Origin of the sequence: Isoptericola sp. F-RaC21, from assembly GCF_038593535.1 — a bacterium.
In the GTDB taxonomy this organism is placed as follows: Bacteria; Actinomycetota; Actinomycetes; order Actinomycetales; family Cellulomonadaceae; genus Isoptericola.
On sequence record NZ_JBCFYX010000004.1, the window covers coordinates 679,039 to 704,677 of the forward strand.

The 25,639-nt window shown below is 74.0% G+C and carries 20 protein-coding genes; 10 read left to right on the forward strand and 10 right to left on the reverse strand.

Annotated features, from left to right (window positions below):
- Positions 1–8 precede the first annotated feature (8 nt).
- Together AAG589_RS17970 and AAG589_RS17975 are read right to left on the reverse strand one after the other, a co-directional pair.
- Positions 9–752 carry a class I SAM-dependent methyltransferase gene (locus tag AAG589_RS17970; RefSeq protein WP_430568643.1) on the reverse strand — a complete coding sequence of 248 codons (744 nt, stop codon included), beginning with the start codon at positions 750–752 and terminating at the stop codon, positions 9–11.
- 72 nt (positions 753–824) lie between these two features.
- Positions 825–1,580, reverse strand: a complete 756-nt coding sequence (locus AAG589_RS17975) for a DUF4118 domain-containing protein (protein WP_430568644.1) — start codon at positions 1,578–1,580, stop codon at positions 825–827.
- A 299-nt stretch (positions 1,581–1,879) separates the two neighbouring features.
- Between AAG589_RS17975 and AAG589_RS17980 the strand changes: the two genes are divergently transcribed.
- The 7 genes from AAG589_RS17980 (at position 1,880) to AAG589_RS18010 (ending at position 10,233) form a co-directional block, all read left to right on the forward strand.
- Complete coding sequence (locus tag AAG589_RS17980; RefSeq protein WP_430568645.1) at positions 1,880–1,969, forward strand: potassium-transporting ATPase subunit F; 90 nt, start codon at positions 1,880–1,882, stop codon at positions 1,967–1,969.
- Entirely contained in the window at positions 1,969–3,642 is a 1,674-nt protein-coding gene (gene kdpA, locus AAG589_RS17985; protein ID WP_430568646.1) for a potassium-transporting ATPase subunit KdpA, read from the forward strand. Before AAG589_RS17980 ends, kdpA begins: the two co-directional genes overlap by 1 nt.
- Before the next feature lie 2 nt (positions 3,643–3,644).
- Positions 3,645–5,798 (forward strand): potassium-transporting ATPase subunit KdpB, encoded by a 2,154-nt coding sequence (gene kdpB, locus AAG589_RS17990; RefSeq protein WP_430568647.1) that lies wholly within the window; start codon positions 3,645–3,647, stop codon positions 5,796–5,798.
- Positions 5,799–5,830: 32 nt separating this feature from the next.
- Entirely contained in the window at positions 5,831–6,457 is a 627-nt protein-coding gene (gene kdpC, locus AAG589_RS17995) for a K(+)-transporting ATPase subunit C (protein ID WP_430568648.1), read from the forward strand.
- A 2-nt stretch (positions 6,458–6,459) separates the two neighbouring features.
- Positions 6,460–8,973, forward strand: a complete 2,514-nt coding sequence (locus AAG589_RS18000) for a sensor histidine kinase (protein ID WP_430568649.1) — start codon at positions 6,460–6,462, stop codon at positions 8,971–8,973.
- Complete coding sequence (locus AAG589_RS18005) at positions 8,970–9,668, forward strand: response regulator (protein ID WP_430568650.1); 699 nt, start codon at positions 8,970–8,972, stop codon at positions 9,666–9,668. Before AAG589_RS18000 ends, AAG589_RS18005 begins: the two co-directional genes overlap by 4 nt.
- A gap of 73 nt (positions 9,669–9,741) precedes the next feature.
- On the forward strand, positions 9,742–10,233 hold the full coding sequence (locus tag AAG589_RS18010) for a hypothetical protein (RefSeq protein ID WP_430568651.1): 492 nt from the start codon (positions 9,742–9,744) through the stop codon (positions 10,231–10,233).
- A gap of 60 nt (positions 10,234–10,293) precedes the next feature.
- Here AAG589_RS18010 and AAG589_RS18015 read toward each other — a convergent pair whose 3' ends face one another.
- On the reverse strand, positions 10,294–11,769 hold the full coding sequence (locus AAG589_RS18015; RefSeq protein ID WP_446719760.1) for a dicarboxylate/amino acid:cation symporter: 1,476 nt from the start codon (positions 11,767–11,769) through the stop codon (positions 10,294–10,296).
- A 427-nt stretch (positions 11,770–12,196) separates the two neighbouring features.
- Between AAG589_RS18015 and AAG589_RS18020 the strand changes: the two genes are divergently transcribed.
- Positions 12,197–13,168 carry an arginase family protein gene (locus AAG589_RS18020; protein WP_430568652.1) on the forward strand — a complete coding sequence of 324 codons (972 nt, stop codon included), beginning with the start codon at positions 12,197–12,199 and terminating at the stop codon, positions 13,166–13,168.
- Between the two features lie 184 nt (positions 13,169–13,352).
- Here AAG589_RS18020 and hutI read toward each other — a convergent pair whose 3' ends face one another.
- From hutI to hutH, 3 genes are read right to left on the reverse strand one after another with little or no spacing between them, the layout of a single operon-like run.
- On the reverse strand, positions 13,353–14,636 hold the full coding sequence (gene hutI / locus AAG589_RS18025; RefSeq protein WP_430568653.1) for an imidazolonepropionase: 1,284 nt from the start codon (positions 14,634–14,636) through the stop codon (positions 13,353–13,355).
- Between the two features lies 1 nt (position 14,637).
- The gene (hutU, locus tag AAG589_RS18030) at positions 14,638–16,356 is read right to left on the reverse strand and encodes a urocanate hydratase (RefSeq protein WP_430568654.1); all 1,719 of its coding nucleotides are present in this window, start codon (positions 16,354–16,356) and stop codon (positions 14,638–14,640) included.
- Positions 16,357–16,397: 41 nt separating this feature from the next.
- Positions 16,398–18,014: a histidine ammonia-lyase gene (hutH, locus tag AAG589_RS18035; protein ID WP_430568655.1), complete on the reverse strand. Its 1,617-nt coding sequence runs from the start codon at positions 18,012–18,014 to the stop codon at positions 16,398–16,400.
- A 151-nt stretch (positions 18,015–18,165) separates the two neighbouring features.
- Here hutH and AAG589_RS18040 point away from each other — a divergent pair, with 151 nt between their 5' ends.
- A complete protein-coding gene (locus AAG589_RS18040) occupies positions 18,166–18,924 on the forward strand; it encodes an IclR family transcriptional regulator (protein ID WP_430568656.1) in 759 nt (252 codons plus the stop codon).
- Positions 18,925–18,930: 6 nt separating this feature from the next.
- Here the strand turns inward: AAG589_RS18040 and AAG589_RS18045 are convergent, their stop codons facing one another.
- Positions 18,931–19,785: a DUF3592 domain-containing protein gene (locus AAG589_RS18045; RefSeq protein ID WP_430568657.1), complete on the reverse strand. Its 855-nt coding sequence runs from the start codon at positions 19,783–19,785 to the stop codon at positions 18,931–18,933.
- A 59-nt stretch (positions 19,786–19,844) separates the two neighbouring features.
- Complete coding sequence (locus AAG589_RS18050) at positions 19,845–21,122, reverse strand: amidohydrolase (RefSeq protein ID WP_430568658.1); 1,278 nt, start codon at positions 21,120–21,122, stop codon at positions 19,845–19,847.
- Between the two features lie 81 nt (positions 21,123–21,203).
- Here AAG589_RS18050 and AAG589_RS18055 point away from each other — a divergent pair, with 81 nt between their 5' ends.
- Positions 21,204–21,680: a hypothetical protein gene (locus tag AAG589_RS18055; protein ID WP_430568659.1), complete on the forward strand. Its 477-nt coding sequence runs from the start codon at positions 21,204–21,206 to the stop codon at positions 21,678–21,680.
- A gap of 37 nt (positions 21,681–21,717) precedes the next feature.
- Here the strand turns inward: AAG589_RS18055 and AAG589_RS18060 are convergent, their stop codons facing one another.
- Both AAG589_RS18060 and AAG589_RS18065 read right to left on the reverse strand, forming a co-directional pair.
- Complete coding sequence (locus AAG589_RS18060) at positions 21,718–23,172, reverse strand: glycoside hydrolase family 28 protein (protein WP_430568660.1); 1,455 nt, start codon at positions 23,170–23,172, stop codon at positions 21,718–21,720.
- Between the two features lies 1 nt (position 23,173).
- Positions 23,174–25,630 carry a glycoside hydrolase family 28 protein gene (locus AAG589_RS18065; protein WP_430568661.1) on the reverse strand — a complete coding sequence of 819 codons (2,457 nt, stop codon included), beginning with the start codon at positions 25,628–25,630 and terminating at the stop codon, positions 23,174–23,176.
- Between the last annotated feature and the right edge of the window lie 9 nt (positions 25,631–25,639).

Here is a 25,639-nt window from a genome sequence, read left to right on the forward strand (position 1 = left end):
CGCCGCGCTCAGGCCAGGCGCGCGAGCAGGCTGAACGCGTTCGGCACCCGCCCGTCCCAGGCGGCGGCGTCGACGCCGTCGGGGCGCCAGAACGGCTCGGGGTGCTCCTCGAGGTGCTCGATCGTGAACCCCGCGCGCAGGCAGTCCATGACGGTCTCGGCGAGGGTGCGCTGCCGCTCGACGGCGCCGTGGCCGGGGAACGTGTCGTTGACGTGCGACCGCTGGAAGTACCCGCGGTCGGGGCGCACGCGGAGCTCGTCGGCGTCCCACGCCCACAACGGCACCAGCGGGTGCGCCTCGTAGACGTAGAACCGTCCGCCCGGGCGCAGCAGCCGGCGCACCTCGGCGAGGAACGCGGGCAGGTCAGCGATCCAGATCAGCGCGCCCTTGCCGGTGTACACGAGGTCGGCGCACGCGTCGTCGAGCCCGCTGTCAGGCAGCACGGCCCGCGTGTACCGGCACGGGACGCCGAGCTCGTCGGCCCGGCGCTGCGCGCTCGCCAGGGCGGGCTCGCTGTAGTCCAGGCCGTGCACCGACCGCGCCCCCATCCGCGCGAGGGCGACGTCGTCGAGGCCGTGGCCGCTCAGCGGGTGGACGACGTCGGCACCCCGGACGACCTCGCCCAGCGCCGCCACCTCAGCGGGGAACAACGCGGCCGTGCGGGCCGCCTCCAGGAGCTCGTCGTGCTCGTCGGTGTACTTGCGCGACGCGACCGCCCAGGCGGCGCGGGTCTCGTCCCCGGTGACGTCCATGCGGGCACCCTGGCACGGTCGCGGCCCGCGCCCCAGCGGATATCCCCGACGGCCCGCCCGCCGGGCCTCCGATCATGCCGCCGGTCGCGCGCCGCTCAGCGCGGCGCCCACCTGCCCGGCGAGGGTCACCGCGACCAGCCGCCGGTCCAGGTCGGGCGTGCAGACCCGCGTCGAGGAGGTGAGCAGGTACCGGCCGTGCACCACGCCGCCGTGCTCGACGAGCAGCTCGGTCACGTCGTCCACCGGGAGCCCGTCGCGCGCCACGTCGACCGGGCGGCCGCCCCGGGTCACGGTGCCGTCGCCGTGCAGGCGGGGCCGCCCGCGTGGGCCGGGCGCGGTGGCCGGGTCGAAGCGGCAGGCGTCGATCTCGAGCACGTCCACGATCCGGCGCCCGACGACGCCGATCAGCTCGCCCGCCGACGCCCCGTCGGCGACGGTCCGCGCCGCGGTGACGATGCCGGCGAGGTATCCGGCCCGCTGGCTGGCCCGCGCCTGCTGGCGCCGCCCCCACAGCGCGATCTCGGTGACCGCGACACCCACGAGCAGCAGGAGCACCGCCGTCTCGACGTCGGCCGGGTCGTCGATCGTCAGGCGCTGGTAGGGCTGCGTGAGGAAGAAGTCGAACCAGACGCCGCACGACAGGGCGGCGAGGACGCCGGCCCACCGGCGGCCGGTCGCCGCGACCGCGACGACCACCAGCACGAGCCCCAGCGCCGCGTTGGTGTTCGCGACGTCGTCACGGAACGCCGCGAGCGCCGCGCAGGCCGCCAGCGGCACCAGCAGCGCCGCCCACAGCACCAGGACCGAGCCCCGCGTCGTCGTCCTCATACCTCCATCAACCGCCCGGCGGCACCCGGGCGTCAACGGGCCGGACGGCCCTCCCCGTAGGGCTTCCGTCAGGGTCCGCCCCGGCGCCGTATGGATCCCGTGAGGACGGGCTTCTCGGCCTCCCGGGCGGTGTTGCATCGACATCGGCGCCCCGCAGGGACGCTCGGCCGGGCCCCCGATCCGGGAGCCGGCCGTCGACCTCGAAGTGGGGACGTGCTGGTGCTTGACGTCGTCTACGTGCTGGGCGTGATCGCCCTGTTCGCGCTGATCGCCGGGGTGGCGAAGGCGGTGGAGAAGCTGTGATCGCCTTCGAGCTGCTCGCCGCGGCCCTCGGTGTGGCCGCGCTGGTCTACCTCGTCGTGGCCCTCGTGAAGCCGGAGAAGTTCTGATGACGTGGCTCCTCGCGGCGGCGTCCCTCGCGACCGTCGCCCTCGTGCTGGCCACCGTGTACCGCTCGTTCGGCGACTACATGGCAGGCGTCTACACCCACCCCCGCGACCTGCGGGTCGAGCGGGGCCTGTACCGCGTGCTCGGCGTCGACCCGAGGTCCGACCAGACCTGGCAGGCGTACGCGCGCGGCGTCCTGACGTTCTCGGTCGTCGGCCTGCTGCTGGTCTACGCCCTGCAGCGCACCCAGCAGTGGCTGCCGTACTCGCTGGGGCTGCCGGCGCCGTCGCCGGACCTGTCGTTCAACACGGCGGCGTCGTTCGTGGCGAACACCAACTGGCAGTCGTACTCGCCCGAGCAGACCCTCGGCTACACGGTGCAGCTCGCCGGGCTCGCGGTGCAGAACTTCGTCTCGGCGGCCGTCGGCATGGCGGTGGCGGTCGCGCTGGTGCGCGGGTTCGCGCGCCGCCGCACGGGCACGATCGGCAACTTCTGGGTCGACCTGGTCCGGGGCTGCCTGCGCATCCTGCTGCCGATCTCGCTGGTCGGCGCCGTGGTGCTGATGATCGGCGGCGTCGTGCAGAACTTCGACGGCTTCACCGACGTCACGACCGTCGCCGGCGCCACGCAGAGCATCCCCGGCGGGCCGGTGGCCTCGCAGGAGGTCATCAAGGAGCTCGGCACCAACGGCGGCGGCTTCTTCAACGCCAACTCCTCCCACCCGTTCGAGAACCCGACCGCGTGGACGAACCTGGTCGAGATCCTGCTCATCCTCGCCATCCCGTTCTCGCTGCCCCGCACCTTCGGGCGGATGGTGGGCGACCACCGCCAGGGGTACGCGATCCTCGCCGCGATGGGCGTCATCTTCGTGGGCTCCTTCGTGGCGCTCACGGCCCTCGAGTCCGCCGGGCAGGGCACCGCGCCCCAGCTCGCCGGCGGGGCCATGGAGGGCAAGGAGGCGCGGTTCGGCGTCGTCGGGACCACGCTCTTCGCCACGAGCAGCACGGCGACGTCGACCGGCGCAGTGAACGCGATGCACGACTCGTTCACCGCGCTGGGCGGCATGCTGCCGATGCTCAACATGATGCTCGGCGAGGTCGCCCCCGGCGGCGTCGGCTCCGGCCTGTACGGGATGCTCGTGCTCGCCCTCATCGCCGTGTTCGTCGCGGGGCTGCTGGTGGGGCGCACGCCGGAGTACCTCGGCAAGAAGATCGGCCCCCGCGAGATCAAGCTCGCGAGCCTGTACATCCTCGTGACGCCCACGCTGGTGCTCGCGGGCACCGCCCTGAGCTTCGCGATCCCCGCGGTGCGCGAGAGCGTCACGTCGACGTCGATCCTCAACCCGGGCGTGCACGGCCTGTCCGAGGTGCTGTACGCGTTCACGTCGGCCGCCAACAACAACGGCTCCGCGTTCGCCGGCATCACCGCGAACACGCCGTGGCTGAACACCGCCCTGGGCGTCGCGATGCTGCTCGGCCGCTTCGTCCCCATCGTGCTCGTCCTCGCGCTCGCCGGGTCGCTGGCCCGGCAGGACAAGGTGCCCGCCACGTCGGGCACCCTCCCGACGCACCGCCCGCAGTTCGTCGGGCTCCTCGTCGGCGTCGTGCTCGTCCTCACCGCGCTCACCTACTTCCCCGTTCTCGCGCTGGGTCCCCTGGCGGAAGGGCTCGTCTGACCATGTCCATCACCGTGACCGATACCCCGTCGCACACCACCCCCGCGGCGCCGACCCCGGGAGGGGTCTTCACCTGGGCCCAGGTGCGGGACGCCCTGCCGGGTGCCTTCCGCAAGCTCGACCCGCGCCGGATGTGGCGCAGCCCCGTGATGTTCGTCGTCTGGGTCGGCGCAGCGCTCACCACGCTGCTGGCCGTCGTCGAGCCGTTCGCCGGCGGGCCCGTGGAGTCGGGCGGCACCGCCGTCCCGGGCTCCTTCACCGCCGTGATCGCCCTCGTCCTGTGGATCACCGTGCTCTTCGCGAACCTCGCCGAGTCGGTGGCCGAGGGCCGGGGCAAGGCGCAGGCCGACACGCTCCGCCAGACCCGCACGGCCACGGTCGCCCACCGCGTCGCCGCCTACGACGCCGCCGCCGACCCCGACGCCCTGCGCGCCCGCGTCGAGGACGTCTCGTCGGCCGACCTGGGCCTCGGCGACGTCGTCGTGGTCACCGCGGGCGACCTGGTGCCGGGCGACGGCGAGATCGTCCGGGGCATCGCGTCGGTCGACGAGTCCGCCATCACCGGCGAGTCCGCACCCGTGATCCGCGAGTCCGGCGGCGACCGGTCCGCCGTGACGGGCGGCACGCGCGTGCTGTCCGACCGGATCGTCGTGCGCATCACCTCGACGCCCGGCGAGACGTTCGTCGACCGGATGATCGCGCTCGTCGAGGGCGCCAGCCGGCAGAAGACGCCGAACGAGATCGCGCTGAGCATCCTGCTGGCGTCGCTGTCGATCGTGTTCGTCGTCGTCGCGCTCACCCTCGACCCGATCGCGTCGTACGCGGCGAGCCCGGTGAGCGTGGCGGTGCTGGTCGCGCTGCTCGTGTGCCTCATCCCGACGACGATCGGCGCGCTGCTGTCCGCCATCGGCATCGCGGGGATGGACCGCCTGGTGCAGCGCAACGTGCTCGCGATGTCCGGCCGCGCCGTCGAGGCCGCCGGCGACGTCACGACGCTGCTGCTCGACAAGACCGGCACCATCACCTACGGCAACCGGCGGGCCAGCGAGTTCGTGCCGCTGTCCGGCGTCGACGCCCGCGACCTGGTGCGGGCCGCGGCCCTGTCGTCGCTCGCCGACCCGACGCCGGAGGGCGCGTCGATCGTCACGCTGGCCCGCACGGCCGGGGTCGACGTCGGCGCCGACGCTCCCGGCGAGGTCGTGCCGTTCACGGCGCAGACGCGGATGTCGGGCCTCGACGAGCCCGACGGGACGCAGATCCGCAAGGGCGCCGGATCGGCCGTGATGGCCTGGCTGGAGCAGGACGGCGCGCGCACGGCGGCCCCGGTCGTCGCCGAGGTGGAGGACGCCGTCGAGCGGATCGCACGGTCCGGCGGCACGCCGCTGGTGGTCGCGGTCCGTGCGCCGGGCGAGGCCGGCCGCGTGCTCGGCGTCGTGCACCTCAAGGACGTCGTCAAGGAGGGCATCGCCGACCGCTTCGCGGAGCTGCGCTCCATGGGCATCCGCACGGTCATGGTGACCGGCGACAACCCGCTGACCGCCGCGGCCATCGCCGCCGAGGCCGGCGTGGACGACTACCTCGCCGAGGCCACGCCCGAGGACAAGCTCGAGCTCATCCGGCGCGAGCAGGCGGGCGGCAGCCTCGTGGCGATGACGGGCGACGGCACCAACGACGCCCCCGCACTCGCGCAGGCTGACGTCGGCGTGGCGATGAACTCGGGCACCTCGGCCGCGAAGGAGGCCGGCAACATGGTCGACCTCGACTCCGACCCGACCAAGCTCATCGACGTGGTCCGCATCGGCAAGCAGCTGCTCATCACCCGCGGCGCGCTGACGACGTTCTCGATCGCCAACGACGTCGCCAAGTACTTCGCGATCATCCCGGCGATGTTCATGGGGGTCTTCCCGGGTCTCCAGGCCCTCAACATCATGGGCCTGAGCTCGCCGTCGTCGGCCGTGGTCTCGGCCATCGTGTTCAACGCGATCATCATCGTGCTGCTCATCCCGCTGTCGCTGCGCGGCGTGCGGTACCGGCCGATGGACGCGTCGAAGACCCTCGGCCGCAACCTCCTGGTCTACGGGCTGGGCGGCGTCGTCGCGCCGTTCGTCGGCATCTGGCTCATCGACCTCGTCGTGCGCCTCATCCCCGGGTACTGAGCAGCAGGAACACCGCAGGAACAAGGAGAATCATGAACGCCACGACACGCAGCACCGGCCGGACCCTCGGGGTCGCGGTCCGCGCGATGGTCGTCCTCACCCTGCTGCTCGGCGTGGGCTACACGCTGGTGGTCACCGGCGTCGGGCAGCTGGTGCTGCCCGCGCGGGCCGACGGCTCGCTGGTGCACGACGGCGCGGGGCAGGTCGTCGGGTCGGCCCTGATCGGCCAGGGCTTCACCGACGCCGACGGCGCGCCCCTGCCGCAGTACTTCCAGCCCCGGCCGTCGGCCGCGGGCGACGGCTACGACGGGCAGGCCTCAGGAGGGTCGAACCTCGGCCCGGAGAACCCCGACCTCGTCGCCGCGATCACCGAGCGGCGGGCCGCCGTCGCCGCGCTCGAGGGGGTCGAGGAGGCCGACGTCCCCGCGGACGCCGTCACCGCGTCGTCGTCGGGCCTCGACCCGCACATCAGCCCCGAGTACGCCGACCTGCAGGTCGCGCGGGTCGCGTCCGCGCGCGGCCTGCCGGCAAAGGAGGTCTCGGCCCTCGTCGCGAGGCACACTGAGGGTCGCGCCCTGGGATACCTCGGGGAGCCCGTGGTCAACGTGCTGGAGCTCAACGTGGCCCTCGACGAGAGCACGGCCGAGCTCGGGAGGTGAGCATGGGTCGCGGCAGGTTGCGCGTCCTCCTCGGCGCGGCACCGGGCGTGGGCAAGACCTACGCCATGCTCGAGGAGGGCAAGCGGCTGCGCGAGGACGGCAAGGACGTCGTGGTCGCGCTCGTGGAGACGCACGGGCGCGCCGCGACGGCCTCGATGGCGCAGGGCCTGGAGGTCGTGCCGCGCGCCACGGTGACGCACCGCGGCGTGGAGCTCACCGACCTCGACCTCGACGCCGTCCTGGCCCGCCGGCCCGACGTCGCGCTCGTCGACGAGCTCGCGCACACCAACGCGCCCGGCCTGGCGCACGTGAAGCGGTGGGAGGACGTCGACGCCCTGCTCGACGCGGGGATCGACGTCCTCTCGACCGTGAACATCCAGCACATCGAGTCGCTCAACGACGTCGTCCAGCAGATCACGGGGGTGGCGCAGCAGGAGACCATCCCCGACGCCGTCCTGCGCGCCGCCGACCAGATCGAGGTCGTCGACCTCGCCCCGCAGGCGCTGCGCGACCGGCTCGCCTCCGGCGTCGTCTACCCGGCCGAGCGGGTGGACGCGGCGCTGTCGAACTACTTCCGCCTCGGCAACCTCACCGCGCTGCGCGAGCTCGCGCTGCTGTGGCTGGCCGACGAGGTCGACGCGGCGCTGCAGCACTACCGCACCGAGCACGGGATCGACTCGACCTGGGAGGCCCGCGAGCGCGTCGTCGTGACGCTCACTGGCGGCCCCGAGGGCGAGACGCTGCTGCGGCGTGGGGCGCGCATCGCGGCCCGGTCGGCAGGCGGTGACCTCCTCGCCGTCCACGTGACCAGCCAGGACGGGCTGCGCGGCGCCACCCCCGGCGCGCTCGCCCGGCAGCGGCTGCTGGTCGAGGAGCTTGGCGGCACGTACCACCAGGTGGTCGGGGACGACATCCCCACGGCCCTCGTCGAGTTCGCGCGCGGCGTCAACGCGACGCAGCTCGTCATCGGCGTGTCCCGCCGCGGCCGCCTCGCCGCCGCCCTCAGCGGGCCCGGCATCGGCGCGACCGTGACGCGCGAGGCCGGCAACATCGACGTCCACATCGTCAACCACGCGGCTGCCGGCGGGCGCTCCCGCCTGCCGCGGATGGGCGGCGCGCTGTCGGTGAAGCGCCGCGTGGCCGGCTTCCTGCTCGCCGTCCTGGGCGGGCCGTTGCTGACGTGGGGGCTGGTGGCGTTCCGCAGCCCGGAGTCCATCGTCGCGGACGTCCTCGCCTACCAGCTGCTGGTCGTCGTGGTGGCGCTGGTCGGCGGCGCCGGGCCCGCCGTGTACGCCGCGATCCTGTCCGGGATCACGCTCGACTTCTTCTTCGTCGAGCCGATCCACACCATCACCGTGGGCGAGCCGCTGCACGTCGTCGCCCTGGTGCTGTACGTCGTCACGGCCGTGCTGGTGAGCGTCGTCGTGGACCGCGCCGCCCGCACCACGCGCGCCGCCCACCGCGCCGCGGCCGAGTCGGAGGTGCTGGCGACGGTCGCGGGCAGCGTGCTGCGCGGGCAGGACGCCGTGCAGGCGCTGGTGAGCCGGGCGAGGGAGGCGTTCGGCCTCACCGGGGCGCGGCTCGTGGCCGGCGGCGCGGTGCTGGCCGCCGACGGCGAGCACGACCCCGCCGGCCCGCGCACCACCATCGACGTCGGCGACCGCGCCGTCCTCGAGCTGTCCGGAGGCGACCTCGCGGCCTCCGAGCGCCGCCTCCTCAACGTCATCGCCGTCCAGCTCCAGGCGGCGCTCGAGCGCAGCGACCTGGCCGAGGTGGCGAGCGAGGTGGACCAGCTCGCCGAGTCCGACCGCGTGCGCAGCGCGCTGCTGTCCGCGCTGAGCCACGACCTGCGCCGCCCGCTGAGCTCGGCGACCGCCGCCGTCAGCGGGCTGCGCTCCGCCCGCGGCGCGCTGAGCGAGGCCGACCGGGACGAGCTGCTGGCGACCGCCGACGAGAGCCTCGCCGCCCTCGGCACGCTCATCACCGACCTCCTCGACGTGAGCCGCCTGGAGGCGGGCGTCCTCGCCGTCTCGACGGGCCCCGTGGAGACGGCCGACGTCGTGCTGCCCGCCCTCGACGAGCTCGGCGCCGGCCCCGACGACGTGGAGCTCGACCTCGACCTCACCGCGCCGAGCGTCGTCGCGGACGCCGTGCTGCTGCAGCGCGTGCTGGTGAACCTGCTGGCCAACGCGCTGCGGCACTCGCCGGCCGGGCGGCGGGTGCGCGTGGCCACCAGCACGTTCGCCGGCACGGTCGAGATCCGGGTGGTCGACCACGGCCCGGGGATCCCCGCCGACCGGCGCGAGGACGTGTTCGTGCCCTTCCAGCGCCTCGGCGACACGGACAACACCGCGGGCCTGGGGCTCGGGCTCGCGCTGTCCAAGGGGTTCGTGGAGGGGATGGGCGGCACGCTGACGCCCGAGGACACCCCCGGCGGCGGCCTCACGATGGTCGTCGCGCTCCCCGCCGCGGGCGCCGCCCACCACCCCGCCGACCCGGAGGCCACCGCGCCATGAAGATCCTCATCGCCGACGACGACCCGCAGATCCTGCGCGCCCTGCGGATCACCCTCACCGCGCAGGGGTACGAGATCGTCACGGCGACCACCGGGACGCAGGCGATCGCGCGCGCCATCGACCACCGCCCCGACGTCTTCATGATCGATCTGGGCATGCCCGAGCTGGAGGGCATCGACGTCATCCACGCCGTCCGCGGCTGGTCGGACGCCCCGATCCTCGTGGTGTCCGGGCGCACGGGCGCCGCCGACAAGGTCGAGGCGCTCGACGCCGGCGCGGACGACTACGTGACGAAGCCGTTCTCCATCGAGGAGCTCCTGGCGCGCATCCGCGCCCTCACGCGGCGCGTGGCGCCCGAGGCCTCCGACCCCGTGGTGCGGTTCGGCGACGTCACTGTGGACCTCTCGGCGCACAGCGTCACGCGCGACCGCGACGGCCGGGCGGAGCACGTGCGCCTCACGCCCACCGAGTGGCAGATGCTCGAGCGGCTGGTGCGCAACCCCGGCAAGCTCGTCACCCGCCAGACGCTGCTCACGGAGATCTGGGGCTCCGAGCACGTCAGCGACACCGGATACCTGCGGCTGTACGTGGCGCAGCTGCGCAAGAAGCTCGAGCCCGACCCCGCCGTCCCCCGCTACCTCGTCACCGAGGCGGGCATGGGCTACCGGTTCGACCCGGACGGCGGACGGGCGTGAGGATCCGGCCCCGTCCCGTATGCGTTCCGTGAGGTCCGGGTCCCGCGGGCCGGGGCCGCAGTAGACCGGAGGCATGACCTTCACGACGCTGCTCACCACCCTGGCGCGCCCCCGGCGCGCGGCCCTCGAGGGATGGCCGGAGGGCACCGAGCTCACCCGCGACGACGTGCTCGTCGACGGCACCAGCCTGGCCCGGCTCGCGGAGCACTACCCCACGCCCCGCGTGTACGTGCCGGTGGGCGCGGACGTCACGCGCGTCGACCGGTTCTGGGGCGACGCCCCCGCGCGGACCGTCGTCCTGGCACGGGTGGAGGACGCCGTCCCGCCGCTCGGCGGCGAGTCACGCCAGGCCTGGCTCGACGCCGACCTCGGCGGCTGCGTCGTCCTGCTCGACCGCGCGCGGCTCGTCGGTCGGGCGTCGGCGGAGCCCGCCCGCCCGTTCACGGTGCACCCGTCGCCCGGCCGCCGCGGGCCGGTCGTGCCGCTGCCGCGCGACCTGCGCCGCGGCGACGTCCTCGCGGTGCCCTGCGCGGGCCTGGTGGCGGCAGCCGACCTCGCCCGGTAGCCCGGAGCACGACGGAGGCCCGGCGGGTGTCCCCGCCGGGCCTCCGTCGTGCTCGGGACGTCAGGCGTTCGCGCCGGCCCCCACCGGCTCGCGGCCGGCGTCGTCCTTCGCGGACTCGTCCTGGGCGGACTGGTCCTGCACGGCCTCGTCCGTCGCCTCGTCCTCGTCGAACAGGTGCTCCGACGACGCGGCACGGTACTGCGCGAGGTCGAGGATGCCCTCCCGCTTGGCGACGATCGTCGGGACCACCGTCTGCCCCGCGACGTTCACCGCGGTGCGGCCCATGTCGAGGATCGGGTCGATGGCCAGCAGCAGGCCGACGCCGGCCAGCGGCAGGCCCAGGGTGGACAGCGTCAGGGTCAGCATGACGACGGCGCCGGTGAGGCCGGCGGTCGCGGCGGAGCCCACGACGGAGACGAACGCGATGAGCAGGTAGTCCGTGATCGACAGGTCGATGCCGAAGATCTGCGCCACGAAGATCGCGGAGATCGCCGGGTAGATCGAGGCGCAGCCGTCCATCTTCGTCGTCGAGCCCAGCGGCACCGCGAACGACGCGTACTCGCTCGGCACGCCCAGGTTGCGCTCGGTGACGCGCTGCGTCACGGGCATCGTGCCCACGGACGAGCGCGAGACGAACGCGAGCTGGATCGCCGGCCACGCGCCCTTGAACCAGCTGATGACGCCGAGGCCGTTGGAGCGCAGCAGGATCGGGTACACGACGAACAGCACCAGCGCGAGGCCCACGTAGATGGCGACCGCGAACGACGCGAGCGAGCGCAGCGACTCCCAGCCGTAGGTGGCGACCGCGTTGCCGATGAGCCCGAGCGTGCCGAGCGGGGCGAGGCGGATGATCCACCACAGCACCTTCTGCACGATCGCCAGGGCGGACTTGTTGAAGGCGAGGAACGGGTCGGCCTTGGCGCCGGACTTCAGCGCGGCGATGCCGATGACGAGCGCGACCACGAGGATCTGCAGCACGTTGAAGCTGATGCCGGTCTCGGCGCTCAGCGCGCCGTCGGCCCCGGCCTCCACCTGGGTCGAGGCGCCCAGGCCGAGCACGTTGGTCGGGATGAGGCCGTTGAGGAAGTCGAGCCAGGACCCGGTGCTGGACGGCGCGCCCTCGCCGTCGGCGACGGTCAGCGTCGTGTTGTGGCCGGGCTGGAAGATCAGGCCGAGGCCGATGCCGATCGCCACGGAGATCGCGGACGTGATCGCGAACCACAGCAGCGTCTGGCCTGCCAGGCGGGCCGCGTTGGTGACGGTGCGCAGGTTCGCGATGGACGCGACGATCGCGGTGAAGACCAGCGGCGGCACGATCGCCTTGAGCAGGGTGACGAACGACGAGCCGATGGTGTCGAGAGTCGTCGTCAGGCCGTTGGGCGTCTCGCCGTCGGCCTGCGGGCCCATCGACAGCGCGAGCCAGCCGAGCAGCACGCCCAGCACGAGGCCCAGGATGATCTGGACCGAGAACGACGGGAAGCGCAGACCCTTGCGGGCGCGCGGCTGCGCGCCGGGGATCTTGGTTGCGGAGGACACGGAGGAACCTTTCGCCTCGGGCGCGCGGGGCGCCTGGGGGTGGACGACGGCACGAGGCGGTCGTCCGGGAGGACGGGGTGCACAGGAGGCTGTGCGGGGGACGCGTGGGGCGTCGGGGCGACGTCGGCGGCGGCGACGACGTCGGCGCGCGGTCAGCGACGCGGAGCGGTCAGCGACACAGCGCGCTGGCGACGCGACGGAAGTCGACGTCGAGACGCGCGGTGAGGAGACGCCTCACGGGAACGCTGACAGCCACGGGAGCTCCATGCACGGATCGAGGAAGAGGGGGACCGGGCGATCGAATGATCGACGCGATCGAACGTAGGTATCGAACCCACGAATGCCAGACCCTAGCAGCGGGATACCACGATGCCCAGGGGATCCCCCGGGGGTGTGAGGCACCTCATCGTGGTCGTACGGTCGGCGGGTGACGTCCGCTCCCCTGCCCCACGACCCGCTCTGGCCCCGCGCCGGCGGCTGGCCCGCGCCGTCCGACGACGCCGGCACTCCCGCAGCCCTCGCCCTGATCGGCGTCCCCACCTGGCGCACGTCGCTGTCCGCGACGGGCGCGCACGCGACGCCCGCCGCCGTGCGGGACGCCTTACGCCGCTACAGCCCCGCTCTGATGCCCCGCTGGTCGAGCAAATCGAGACCCGGCGCCCCGGTCGACCTGGGCGAGCTGACCGTTGTCGACCACGGCGACGTCGCCGAGCCGGACGGGCCGGACGGCGAGGCCCGGGCGCGGGCCGCCGTCGCCGCCACGCTGGGTCGGGACCGGCGCGGCGCCCGCGCCGTCGTCGCGCTGGGCGGGGACAACGCGCTCACCGTGCCGGTGGCGCTGGGCGCGTGGGGCGACGACCTCCCGACGGCAGGCCTGGTCACCTTCGACGCCCACCACGACCTGCGCGACGGCGTCTCCAACGGGTCGCCCGTGCGGCGGCTGATCGAGGCCGGGCTGGACCCGGCGCGCATCGTGCAGGTCGGGATCGCGGACTTCGCCAACTCCGCCGCCTACGCGCGGCGGGTGCGCGACCTCGGGATCACGGTCGTGACGCTCGACGACCTGCGCGCCCGCGGGGCCGGCCCCGCCGGCCTGGGCGACGTCGTCCGCGAGGCCCTCGACGTCGCCGGCGCCGCGGGCGGCCCGGTGCACCTGGACGTGGACGTCGACGTCTGCGACCGCTCCGTCGCGCCCGGTTGTCCCGCCTCCGTGCCCGGCGGGCTCGCGGCGTGGGAGCTGCGCGCGCTCGTCCGCGCCGCCGCCGTCGACCCGCGCGTCCGCTCCGTCGACCTCGCCGAGGTGGACGCCACCGCCGACGCCCCCGACGGCCGCACCGTCCGCCTCGCCGCGCTCTGCGTCCTGGAGGTCCTCGCCGGCCTCGCGACCCGCCCGAGGTAGTACCGGTTCTGCCGAGGTAGTTCGAAGCGTGGCGAGGTAGTTCAGATCCCCGCGAGGTAGTTCGGGCAAAGGCCACAAAAGGTGTCTCAATGCAGCCTGTCGAACTACCTCACGGAGTCTCGAACTGCCTCGCGAGCTCCGGAACTACCTCGCGGGGATCTGAACTACCTCGCGGAGGTCTCGACTACCTCGCGGGATGGCCGTCCTTCCACACCCCGTGCACGAGCGGGACGCCGGGGCGGTAGGCGAGGTGGGTGCGGCTCGGCGCGTCGAGGACGACGACGTCGGCGCGAGCGCCGGGCGCGAGGTGCCCGACGTCGTCGCGTCGCAGCGCGCGGGCGCCGCCGGCCGTGGCGGCCCAGACCGCCTCGGCGACGGTCATGCCCGTCTCACGGACGGCGAGCGCCACCATGAGCGGCATGGAGCTCGTGTACGACGAGCCGGGGTTGCAGTCGCTGGCCAGCGCGACGACGGCGCCGGCGTCGAGCAGGCGGCGCGCGTCGGGGTACGGCTGGCGGGTGGAGAACTCGACGCCGGGCAGCAGCGTCGCGACGGTCCCCTGCGCGCCAGCGCCCGGTCCCGACGCCGCCCACGACGCCGCGAGCGCCGCGACGTCGTCGTCGGACAGGTAGGTGCAGTGGTCGACGGCGGCGGCACCGAGGTCGACGGCGAGCCGCACGCCCTCCCCCGGCCCGAGCTGGTTCGCGTGCACCCGCACACCCAGCCCCGCGGCGGCGCCGGCCTCCAGCACGCGCCGCGACTGCTCGGGCGTGAACGCGCCGGTCTCGCAGAACACGTCGACCCAGCGGGCGTGCGGGGCGCAGGCCGCGAGCATGTCGCCGACGACGAGGTCGACGTAGGCGTCGGCACCGTCGCCGTCGCCGGCGAGCTCGGGGGGCACCACGTGCGCGCCGAGGAACGTCACCTCGTCGGTGATCTCGGCCGCGAGCCGCACGGACCGCTCCTCGTCGGCGACGGACAGGCCGTAGCCGCTCTTGACCTCGAGCGTCGTCGTGCCCTGCGTGAGCGCCTCGTCGACGTGCCGGCGCAGGGTCGCGCGCAGCTCGTCGTCCGACGCCGCCCGCGTGGCCGCGACCGTGGTGCGGATGCCGCCCGCGGCGTACGGGCGGCCGGCCATGCGCGCCTCGAACTCGGCCGACCGGTCGCCGGCGAACACCAGGTGCGTGTGCGAGTCGACGAAGCCGGGCACGACGGCACGCCCCTCGACCCCGACGACGCGGTCCGGCGCGCGCCCGAGCGCCCGCTCGACGCCGTCGGCGCAGGAGCTCTCCGGGCCCGCCCAGGCCACGCGGCCGCCGTCGAGCAGCAGCGCGGCGTCCCGGATCATGCCCGTCGGGTCGTCCACCGGGTCGAGGCCCACCGCCTCGGGGGCGTTGGTCGTGAGCTCGCCGATCCCGAGGATCAGCGTGGCCGGGTGCGACCCGCCCGGGTGCTCCACCTCGCGCACGTCACGCCTCTCGCTCGGGTGCAGGCTCGTCGCCCTCCAGCATGGGCACGCGCAGCCCGCCCCGCGCGGCGGCGGCCGCGGCGTCGTCGTACCCGGCGTCGACGTGCCGCAGCACCCCGAGCCCCGGGTCGTTGGACAGCACGCGCGCCAGCTTCTGCGCGGCGAGGTCGGTGCCGTCCGCGACGGACACCTGCCCGGCGTGGATCGATCGGCCCATCCCGACGCCGCCGCCGTGGTGCAGCGACACCCACGTGGCGCCCGACGACGCGGCGGTGAGCGCGTTGAGCAGCGGCCAGTCGGCGATGGCGTCGGAGCCGTCGGCCATGCCCTCCGTCTCCCGGTACGGGGACGCGACGGACCCGGCGTCGAGGTGGTCGCGGCCGATGACGACGGGCGCGCTCACCGCCCCGGAGGCGACGAGGTCGTTGAACGCCAGCCCCGCACGGTCGCGCTCGCCGTGCCCGAGCCAGCAGATGCGCGCCGGCAGGCCCTGGAACGTGACGCGCTCCTGGGCGGCGCGGATCCAGCGGTGCAGGTGGTCGTTCTCCGGGAAGAGATCCAGCACCGCGCGGTCCGTAGCGGCGATGTCGCGCGGGTCGCCCGACAGCGCGGCCCAGCGGAACGGCCCCTTGCCCTGGGCGAACAGCGGCCGGATGTACGCGGGCACGAAGCCGGGGAAGTCGAACGCCCGGTCGTAGCCGCCGCGTCGCGCCTCGTCGCGGATCGAGTTGCCGTAGTCGAACACCTCGGCCCCGGCGTCGAGGAAGCCGACCATGCCCTCGACGTGCCGGGCCATCGACTCGCGCGCCCGGTCGGTGAACTCCTCCGGCTTGGCGGCGGCGTAGTCGTGCCACTCGGCCACCGAGACGCCCACCGGCAGGTACGACAGCGGGTCGTGCGCCGACGTCTGGTCCGTGACGACGTCCACCTCGACGCCGCGGCGCAGCAGCTCCGGCACGACCTCCGCGCTGTTGCCCTCCACGCCGACGGACAGCGCGCGCTTCTCGGTGCGCGCCGCCTCCACGCGGCGGACGGCGTCGTCGAGGTCGTCCGCGACCTCGTCGAGGTAGCGCTCGCGCACGCGCCGCTCCAGCCGCGACCGGTCGACGTCGACCACGAGGCACGCGCCGCCGTTGAGCGTCACGGCCAGCGGCTGCGCTCCGCCCATGCCGCCGCACCCGCCCGTGAGCGTCAGCGTCCCGGCGAGCGTCCCGTCCCGGTGGTTGAGCCCGTCGAAACCCGCGATCTTCTGGGCCACCGCGGCGAGCGTCTCGTACGTGCCCTGGAGGATCCCCTGCGCGCCGATGTAGATCCACGACCCGGCCGTCATCTGCCCGTACATCGTCAGGCCCTGCGCCTCGAGCCGGCGGAACTCCGGCCAGGTGGCCCAGTCGCCCACGAGGTTCGAGTTGGCGATGAGCACCCGCGGCGCCCACTCGTGCGTGCGCAGCACGCCCACCGGCTTGCCGGACTGCACCAGCAGCGTCTCGTCGTCGGCCAGCGTCGTGAGGGTGCGGACGATGGCGTGGTAGCTCGGCCAGTCGCGCGCGGCGCGACCCGTGCCGCCGTAGACGACGAGGTCGTCGGGCCGCTCCGCCACCTCCGGGTCCAGGTTGTTCATGAGCATCCGCAGCGGCGCCTCGGTCTGCCAGCTGCGGGCGGTGAGCGTCGTGCCGCGCGGCGCACGGACGGGGACGGGAGTGCCGAGCTCGTGGGACATCGTCGTCTCCTTCAGGCGTGGGTCTTCAGGCGTGGATCAGGTCAGCGGAGCGGGCCGACGGCGGCGCTCGCGGCGGCGACGACCTCGCCGTCGGCGACGAGCCGCGTCACGGCGTCGATCTCGGGGGCGAGGAACCGGTCCGGCCCGGGGCCGGGGACGGCGGTGCGCAGCAGCGCGTGGACGGCACCGGTGCCGGCCGCGGGCTCCAGGCCGGACTCCGGGGTGCAGCGCAGATCGAGGGCGCGTGCGGCGGTCATGAGCTCGACGGCGAGCACGCGGCCCAGGCCGTCGACGGCGCGGCGCAGCTTGCGAGCGGCGGCCCAGCCCATGGACACGTGGTCCTCCTGCATGGCCGACGACGGGATGGAGTCGACGCTCGCGGGCGCGGCCAGCCGCTTGAGCTCCGAGACGATCCCGGCGGCCGTGTACTGGGCGATCATCAGGCCGGAGTCGACGCCCGGGTCGTCGGCGAGGAACGCGGGCAGTCCCTCGTTGCGCGCGACGTCGAGGAACCGGTCGGTGCGGCGCTCGCTCATGCTCGCGACGTCGGCCACCGCGACGGCGAGGAAGTCCAGCACGTACGCGACGGGCGCGCCGTGGAAGTTGCCGTTGGACTCCACGCGCCCGTCCACCGTGACGACGGGGTTGTCGATGGCCGACGCCAGCTCGCGCCCCGCGACGGTCGCCGCGTGCTCGACGGTGTCGCGCGCCGCCCCGTGCACCTGCGGCGCGCAGCGCAGCGAGTACGCGTCCTGCACGCGGGTGCACTCGGGGCGCCCGTCGGCGTCGAGGGTCCGGTGGCTCGCGACCACCGGCGAGCCGGCGAGCAGCGACCGCAGGTTCGCCGCCGACGCCGCCTGCCCCGGGTGCGGCCGCATCGCGACGAGGTCCTCGGCGAACGGCGCGTCCGAGCCGAGCAGCGCCTCCACGCTGGAGGCCGCCGCGACGTCCGCCGTCGTCACCAGGCGGCGCAGGTCGTCGAGCGCGAGGCACAGCATCCCGAGCATCCCGTCGGTGCCGTTGATGAGGGCCAGCCCCTCCTTCTCGCGCAGCTCCAGGGGCGCGATGCCGGCGGCCGCGAGCGCTGCGGCGGCGTCGGCGAGCTCGCCGTCGGCGTCCCCCGATTTCGCAACCCGCACCGGCCCCTCACCGAGCGCGGCGAGGGCGACGTGCGCGAGCGGCGCGAGGTCGCCGGAGCACCCGAGCGACCCGTACTCGTGCACCACCGGTGTGATCCCGGCGTTGAGCATCGCCGCGTACGTCTCCGCGACGACCGGGCGCGCACCGGTGCGTCCGGTGGCGAGGGTCGCCAGCCGCAGCAGCTGGAGCGCCCGCACCACCTCGCGCTCCACCTCCGGCCCGGTGCCCGCGGCGTGCGACCGCACCAGCCCGAGCTGGAGCTGCGCGCGCTTGTCCGTGGGGATGTGCCGGCGCGCCAGCGCCCCGAAGCCGGTGGAGACGCCGTAGTGCGGGCGGGCGTCGTCGGCGAGGTCCTCGACGACGGCCCGGCTCGCGGCCATCGCCGCCAGCGCGGCGTCGGTCAGGCGCACCTGCGCGCCGTGGCGGGCGACGGCGACGACCTCGTCGACGGTCAGGGGATCTCCGCCGAGCTCGACGACACGGTGCTCGACGACGGCGCGGGACGTGGTGACGGTCATGCCGCCAGCACACACCGTCGACGGCGCGCTGGACACGGGTTCCGGTCAGGTTCAGTCTGAGATCCCAGACACCCCGCCCGCTGGTTGAGCCTGTCGAAACCGAGAACCGGGTTTCGACAAGCTCAACCAGCGATGGGGGGCAGGAGGCACGATGGCGGACGTCCCCGCGGCGCGCAGCACGCTCCGGGTGCTGACGTTCCTCGCCGCGCAGGCGGGCCCGGTCCCGGCGGCGGCGGTCGCGCAGCACCTGGGCCTGCCGCGGTCCACCGTCTACCACCTGCTGTCCGTGCTGGTGGACGAGGGCTTCGTGACCCACCTGCCGGAGGAGCACCGGTACGGGCTGGGGACGGCGGCGCTGTCGCTGGGTTCGGCGTACGCGCGGCAGGCGCCGCTCGCGCGGCTGGCGCGCCCCGTCGTCGCGCGGCTGGTCGAGACGACGGGCGAGAGCGCGCACCTCGCCGTCCTGCACGGCCGGGAGGTGCTGTACCTGGTGGAGCAGCGCGCGCCGCACCGGCCGAGCCTCGTCACCGACGTCGACGTGCGCCTGCCCAGCCAGCTCACCGCCAGCGGGCGCGCCGTCCTCGCCCTGCTGCCCGCCGCGCAGGTGCGGGCGCTGTTCCCGTCGGCGGCGGCGCTCGCGGACCGCACCGGCGTCGGGCCGCGCACGCTGCGCGACCTGCGCGAGGTGCTGCGCGACACCCGCCGCCGCGGCCACGCCACCGAGGACGGCGAGGTCACGCCCGGCCTCGCGTCCGTCGCGCACGCGGCGCTCGACCACACCGGTCACCCGGTGGCGGGGGTCGCCCTGACGTTCTGGTCCGACGACGTCGACGACGCGCGTCGCGACGAGCTCGCCGACGCCGCCGGCCGCGCCGCCGCGGAGATCAGCAGGCGCCTGGGCGCCCGGTGAGGGGCGTCAGCCGACGCTCTTGCGCACGTACTCCTCGGCCTTCTCGCCGTCGCCGAGGGCGGCGAAGATCTGCTTGCGGTCGCCGGGGTGCTCGGCGTCGAACAGCACCTGGACGGTGTCGCCGACGCGCGGCACGGCCACCGACGGGAAGGTCTCCGTGCGCTCCACCCAGCGCTGCTGGCCCTGCAGGTCCGTGAAGCGGAACGTCCACTTGAGGATGCTGTACGTGCCGGGCTGGGCGGCCATGCCCTGCACGTGCGTCACCTCGCCGGGCACGCGGCGACCGGTCGTCAGGAGCCGGGCGACGGCGGCGCGGCGACGGTCCTCGGCCGTCCGGCGCACCGGGAGCGCGTTGTACAGCACGACCAGGGTGATCAGGCCGGGCAGCCACCACTGCATCGTGTACCAGATCCACTCGCCGACGCCCCAGGCCTCGTCCTGCCCGAAGGTCGGGTCGACGGCGACCCCGACCTGGTCGGGCCGGACCCACTGCGTGAGGGTCGCCCACCACAGCACCGCGACCATGCCCAGGCCCCACACGGTGCCCTGGCCGATCCCGCGGTTCTCGCCCCCGGACCCGAACCACGCGCGCCGCGCGTTGCCGTGCAGGCCGAAGGCGACGAGGGAGCCGACGACGGCGACCGGCGCTCCCCACCCCAGCAGCATCGACGACTCCGCGTCGGAGAAGACGCTGTTGATGTTCATGTCCCGGAACGTGTCGAAGAACGCCGCGACGGCGTACCCGGCCGCACCGCCCGCGGCCAGGAGCAGCAGCCCGGTCAGCACGAGGGCGAGCAGGCCCCCGGCCCGACGGCCACCGTCGAGATCGCGGCGTGCCAGATGGGGGTCGGTCGTGCTCATCGTGCGGGGTCTCCTCGCGCTCGGGTGCCGGAAGACTCTACGAGACCCGCCCGGGCGCGTCAGTCCAGCCACTCCCGGGCCGCGGCCACGAGCGTCGCGACCCCGACGTCGAGCGTGGGCTCGGCCGTCGGGGCGAAGAACGGCGAGTGGTTGGACGCGACGCCGGCGGGCAGTCCGCCGAGCCCGGTGGCGCCCGCCAGGTCGAAGCCGGCGAACAGGGCGGGGTCGAACCCCCCGAGGAACCAGTAGACGAGCGGTGCGCCGGCCGCGGTGGCGAGCTCGCCCACGTCCTCGGAGCCCGGCATCGGCGGCAGGCTCACGACGTGCGGGCTGCCGCCCGCGGCCTCGATCCGCGAGCGCTCGTCGGCCAGCGCGCGGTCGAGGACCGCGCGGGTGCGCTCGGAGGCCTCCGGGTCGTTGGCCGTGAGGGCGAACGCCGCGGTCGACTCGTACTCCGGCGGCTGCGGCGCACCGGACGCGGCCGCCTCCGCGTCCACGATGCGGCGGATCGCGGCGAGCACCCGCTCCCGGACGCCGGTGTCGAAGGTTCGGACATTGACCAGCAGCTGGGCCCGGTCGGGGATGACGTTCGCCTGCGTCCCCGCCTGCACGGAGCCGACGGTGACCACCGCGGACTCGGTCGCGCCGACCTCGCGCGCCACGATGCCCTGGAGGCGCATCACGGCCGCGGCGGCCATCACCACGGGGTCGACGGTCGCCTCGGGGCTCGACCCGTGCCCGCCGGCGCCGTGCAGCGTGATGCGCAGCGAGTCCGCCGCGGCCATCGCCGTGCCCGCCGTCAGGCTCACCACGCCGACGGGCAGGGGCATGACGTGCTGCCCGAGCACCACGTCGGGCACGACGCGGATGCGGCGGTAGAGGCCGTCGTCGACCATCGCCCGGGCGCCGCTGCCGAGCTCCTCCGCCGGCTGGAACAGGACCACGAGGGTGCCCGCCCAGTCGTCCCGCGCGCCGGCGAGGGTGGCGGCCGCACCGAGCAGGCACGTGGTGTGCACGTCGTGGCCGCAGGCGTGCATGGTGCCCGACTGGCGTCCCTCCGGCGTCACGGCCGTGTCGGTGGACGCGTACGACAGGCCGGTGCGCTCGGTCACCGGCAGGCCGTCCATGTCCGCGCGCAGCAGGACCCGCGGGCCCGCACCGTTGGCCAGGACTCCGACGACGCCCGTGCCGCCGATGCCCTCGTGCACGTCGTAGCCCCAGCCACGCAGCCGGTTGGCGACGATCCCCGCCGTGCGGTGCTCGGCATAGCCGAGCTCGGGGTGGGCGTGCAGGTCCGTGTAGATCGCGGTCAGCTCGGCCGTCGCCAGTGCGCTCATGGCGTCATCCTGGGCCCGTGTGTCCAAGATCTCCACAGGACGGTAGGCGAACGTTCAGGTAGACCGGGCACAATCGTGGCCATGACGTCAGCGACGACGAGCACCACGAAGGGCAAGACGACGACCCGTCTCGCCGCGGCGAGCCTCCTCGCCCTCGCGATGATGCTCGGCGCGTGTTCCGCCCCCGCCGACGTCGAACAGTTCATCGCCGACGCCCAGAGCCAGGCGGAGGCCATCGACTCCGACCTGCAGCGCATCGAGCAGCAGGTGACCGGCATCCCCGCCCAGCTCCGCACCGACGTCACGAACGCCATGGCCTCCGCCCAGGCCGCGACCGACGAGGCGCGCGGCGCCCTGGCGCAGGCCGAGCAGTCGAAGGACGGCGCGGTCGTCGCCCTCGAGGACGCGCAGGTGGCCCTCGAGGCGGCGTCGGCCGAGGTCAAGCACGTCACCGGCGAGGCACGCGAGAACGGCTCCGAGAAGGTCGCCGACCTGCTGTCCACGCTGCAGGAGCAGATCGACGCCCTGCGCGGCGAGACGCAGAGCGCCGCCGCCTGACGCTGGGGTCGGCCCACGGCCCGACCCCAGCGACGGCTCACGGAGCGGTGACCTGCGCCCCGTTGACGACGACGTCCTGGAACGTGACGTCGTCGCAGTTGCGGAACACGCTCTGCGCGGACGCCTTGTCGACGCGGACGTTGCGCAGCGTGATCCCGGAGATGTGGTCGTCGTCGTACCCGGCGGCGTACACGGGGTACTTGGCGGTTCCGACCGTGACGTTCTCCAGCGAGATGTTCCGGACGACGGGGTTGAAGCCGTGCCCCTCGCCCTCGCCGTAGGTGAAGTCGACGAGCAGCACGGAGTCGGCGACGTTCGTCATCGTGACGTTCTTGACGTGCACGTCCTCGATGAAGCCGCCGCGCAGGGAGTTGGTCTTGAGCCGCACGCCCTGGTTGAGCTCGGTGCTCTCGATGACGCAGTCCCGCGCGTACAGCCCGCGCACCCCGCCGGTCATCTCGCTGCCGATGGTGATGCCGCCGTGCCCCATGAGGAAGGTGCAGTCCTGGATGACCACGTCCTCGGTGGGCACGTTGACGCGACGGCCGTCGGTGTTCTTGCCGGCCTTGATGGCGATGCAGTCGTCACCGGTGTCGAACGTGCACCCCTGGATCAGCACGCGGCGGCACGACTCGGGGTCGCAGCCGTCGTTGTTGGGGCCGTGGCTGCTGGCGACGACGTTCTCCACGGTCACGTCGGTGCACAGCACGGGGTGGATCTGCCAGTTCGGCGTGCGGTGCACGGTGACACCGGAGATCAGCACCCGCTCGCAGCCGTTGGTCTCGATGAGCGACGGGCGGATGTAGCTGCCCTCTCCCATGACCCGCTCGGCGACGGGCACCCCGGCGTCGACCATCGCCTCGAGCCGCGCCACGGCGGCGCTCGCTGTGGGCATGCCGGGCACCCAGCCGTGGTTCTTCTTGCCGGCCCAGGGCCACCAGTGCGCGTCGTCAGCCTGCCCGTCGAGCACGCCGGTGCCGGTGATCGCGACGTCATGCTTGCCGTGGGCGTAGATGAACGGGGAGTAGTTCATGCACTCGATGCCGCCGTCGCGCGTCGGCACGACGGGCAGGTACGCGGCGGGGTCGGTCGAGAACAGCAGCGTGGCGCCCTCGGCGACGTGCAGGTCGATGCGGCTCTCGAGGTGGATCGCGCCGGTCAGATAGTCGCCCGCCGGCACGACGACGCGCCCGCCGCCGCGCTCGGTGAGCCACGCGATCGCGTCCCGGAACGCCCCGGTGGCGTCGGTGACGCCGTCGCCGACGGCGCCGAAGTCGGTGACGGCGACGGACCGAGCCGGGATCCGCGGACGGCGCACGGACCGCACGACGCGGTCGGCGCGGTGCCAGGGGTCGCCGGCGAAGGGGATCGGGTCGCCGTCGAGGGCGTCCGCGGAGGCGGACGTCGCGGGCAGCGTCACCGGCAGGGTCACCGCGGCAGCGGCGAGGCCCCCCAGGGCGAGGAACTGCCGGCGGTTGGGTCGGGTGCTCATGTCAGTTCTCCTCCCCGCCGGCGACGGTGAACGTCGCGGAGGCGGCGCCGTTGGTGTAGTCCACGCGGAGCGTGTGCTCGCCGGGTGCGAGCCCGTCCAGCAGCGGCCGGCGCAGCGTGATGACGGAGCCGATGTTGGTGTGCGAGCGCGGCGCGAGACCGAGCGCGGCGTCGGACCCCTCGACGAGCGCGAGGTCGTCGGTCTTCGGGGCGAACCGCGGGTACAGGTCGTCGGCCACGGGCACGCCGTCGATGCTCACGGTTCCGGTGCGCGTGTACACGTCCTCGGGGAGCGTGTTCGTGTACAGGCGGGTGAAGGAGCCCTCGGTGACGACGCGCAGCTCGTCGTCGGCTCCGACGACCGCGCCGTCGCCCGACGTGACGGCGAACGTCTGGTCCGCCCCGGCGACGGGAACGCCGTCGGCGGTGACGCCCGCGACGTCCTCGGCGTTGGTCCACGGGTGCGCGACGGACGCGCCGTCGGCGTCGGCAAACGTGACGTCGTCGAAGGTGGAGTCGCGCAGCCCGTCGACGAGCGGGACGCCGGCGCCGCGGAAGTGCACGTCACGGAAGTGCAGGTTGTTGCTGGGGATGAACTCCAGCCCCGCGGCGGCCATCTTCGCGTCGTCGTGGATGCCGTCGACGACGATCCCGGCGGTGCGGCTGCCGTCCACGGTGACGTGCGAGACGTCCCAGTCGTGGAAGGACGGCCAACGGGTCGCCTGGTAGTCGCCCGGGTAGTGGGTGGTGAAGATGAACGGCGCGCCGTCCATCTGGTAGCCGACGGTGAGCGGGTCGACCTTGCCGCCCACGAGGTTGGTGAGGTTCTTCATCGCGATGTTCCGCACGGTGACGAAGCGGACGCCGCCGCCGGAGCCCGGCTTGGACTTGGCGCGGATGCCGTCGCTGGTGCCGACGAAGACGTTGTTCTCCACGAGCACGTTGTCGATCCACGACGCGGTGCCGCTGCCGAATGCGACGCCGCCGTGCCCGCGCGCCATGTAGTTGTCGAACACCCACGCGGATCCGGCGACCGCCGCGTCGCCGTTCTTGTCGTACTCGGAGCTGTTGCCGGCGTTCATGACCAGGTTGTCATCACCGGAGTTGATGACGTTGTTCAGCGCGGTGAAGCCCTTGAAGCGGGCCACGTTGACGGAGTCGCCGTTGTTCGAGTTGAACGACTGGATCGTGACGCCGTTGACGACGTAGTCGGTGAGGTACTTGAACCCGGTGACGGTGTTGGAGGAGTTCTGCAGCCGAAGCCCGTCGCCGATGTACAGGTGGTCCACGTACTCGCCCTCGACGAGGTTCGCGCGCTTCTTGTAGCAGGCGTCGTCGCCCTCGGGACCGCCGGCGGCGACGCACGACCGGTAGACCTCGCCCGCGAGCAGGCCGTTCTCGGCGACAGTCCGCCAGGTGCTCTCCCGCGACTGCTCGAGCCCGAGCTGGTCGGCGTACTCGACGTCGGGCGCCTCGCCGTCTGTGCGGTACTTCCACCCCTGCCCGTCGATGACGCCGGTGCCGACGATGCGCACGTTCTGCAGGCGCTCGTCCTTGGTGCCGTCGACGTTGATGAGGTTGAGGTACTTCTCCGCGTTCACTGCAGTGAACTTGGTCCCCTCCGGCACGTACCCGTCGAGGTCGAGGGACGCCTTGAGCGTGCCGTCCACGCGCAGCGTCACGCCGCTGGCCAGGTGCAGCGCCGTGGAGCGCAGCTCGTCGCCGGCGGGCACCACCACCTCGGCGGAGCGGTCCGGCACGGCGACGGCGAAAGCGGCCGCATCATCGATGGCCCGCTGCAGCGCGGCGGTCTGGACGAGAGCGCCGCCGTCGGCGGCGGAGCGGACGGCGGGCACGCCGCCGTACCCGTGCTCGGTGACGACGAACTGCTTCGCGGGCTTCGCCGGCGTCACGACGCTCGTCGTGTACGCGCTGTCGAGCGGCACCTGCGTCCCGTCGGCCGTCACGCCCCGGACCTCGAACCGGTACTCCCGGTCGCGGCTCAGGTCGTCGAGCACGATGTTCTGCGGCGCGACGCGCACGGCGTCGGCGTTGTCCGGGTCGGCGTAGAACACGTCGAACGCGCGCTGCGCGGGCAGGTGGGCGTCCTGGCCCGCCCGCCCCACGAGCCGGGCGCGCGAGAACGTGCCGCCGTCGGCGGACCGGTCGGCCGAGTACACGGCGTAGTCGACGAAGCGGTCCGCGCCGGCCGGCCGACCCCACACCAGGGTGGCGTGCAGCCGGTGCCCGGCGCCGCCGCTCACCTCGCCCACGGACTGCGCCAGTACCTGCGCGCCGTCCGGGGCGCGGTCGACGTTGACGGGCGAGGTGGCCTGCGGCTCGTCCTTCTGCGCGGCGGCCGCGGCGGGTGCGAGTATCGCGCCCGCCATCGTTCCCGCCAGCAGCGGCGCGACGACGAGGGCCCCCCAGGGCCTGCGTCGGATTCGTGCGTCCTTCACCTTCTCCTC

Coding starts and splice junctions, on each gene's coding strand:
- AAG589_RS17970 (WP_430568643.1), bottom strand. CDS start 752: ATGGACGTCACCGGGGACGAGACCCGCGCCGCCTGGGCGGTCGCGTCG.
- AAG589_RS17975 (WP_430568644.1), bottom strand. CDS start 1,580: ATGAGGACGACGACGCGGGGCTCGGTCCTGGTGCTGTGGGCGGCGCTG.
- kdpA (WP_430568646.1), top strand. CDS start 1,969: ATGACGTGGCTCCTCGCGGCGGCGTCCCTCGCGACCGTCGCCCTCGTG.
- kdpB (WP_430568647.1), top strand. CDS start 3,645: ATGTCCATCACCGTGACCGATACCCCGTCGCACACCACCCCCGCGGCG.
- kdpC (WP_430568648.1), top strand. CDS start 5,831: ATGAACGCCACGACACGCAGCACCGGCCGGACCCTCGGGGTCGCGGTC.
- AAG589_RS18000 (WP_430568649.1), top strand. CDS start 6,460: ATGGGTCGCGGCAGGTTGCGCGTCCTCCTCGGCGCGGCACCGGGCGTG.
- AAG589_RS18005 (WP_430568650.1), top strand. CDS start 8,970: ATGAAGATCCTCATCGCCGACGACGACCCGCAGATCCTGCGCGCCCTG.
- AAG589_RS18010 (WP_430568651.1), top strand. CDS start 9,742: ATGACCTTCACGACGCTGCTCACCACCCTGGCGCGCCCCCGGCGCGCG.
- hutU (WP_430568654.1), bottom strand. CDS start 16,356: ATGTCCCACGAGCTCGGCACTCCCGTCCCCGTCCGTGCGCCGCGCGGC.
- hutH (WP_430568655.1), bottom strand. CDS start 18,014: ATGACCGTCACCACGTCCCGCGCCGTCGTCGAGCACCGTGTCGTCGAG.
- AAG589_RS18040 (WP_430568656.1), top strand. CDS start 18,166: ATGGCGGACGTCCCCGCGGCGCGCAGCACGCTCCGGGTGCTGACGTTC.
- AAG589_RS18045 (WP_430568657.1), bottom strand. CDS start 19,785: ATGAGCACGACCGACCCCCATCTGGCACGCCGCGATCTCGACGGTGGC.
- AAG589_RS18050 (WP_430568658.1), bottom strand. CDS start 21,122: ATGAGCGCACTGGCGACGGCCGAGCTGACCGCGATCTACACGGACCTG.
- AAG589_RS18055 (WP_430568659.1), top strand. CDS start 21,204: ATGACGTCAGCGACGACGAGCACCACGAAGGGCAAGACGACGACCCGT.
- AAG589_RS18060 (WP_430568660.1), bottom strand. CDS start 23,172: ATGAGCACCCGACCCAACCGCCGGCAGTTCCTCGCCCTGGGGGGCCTC.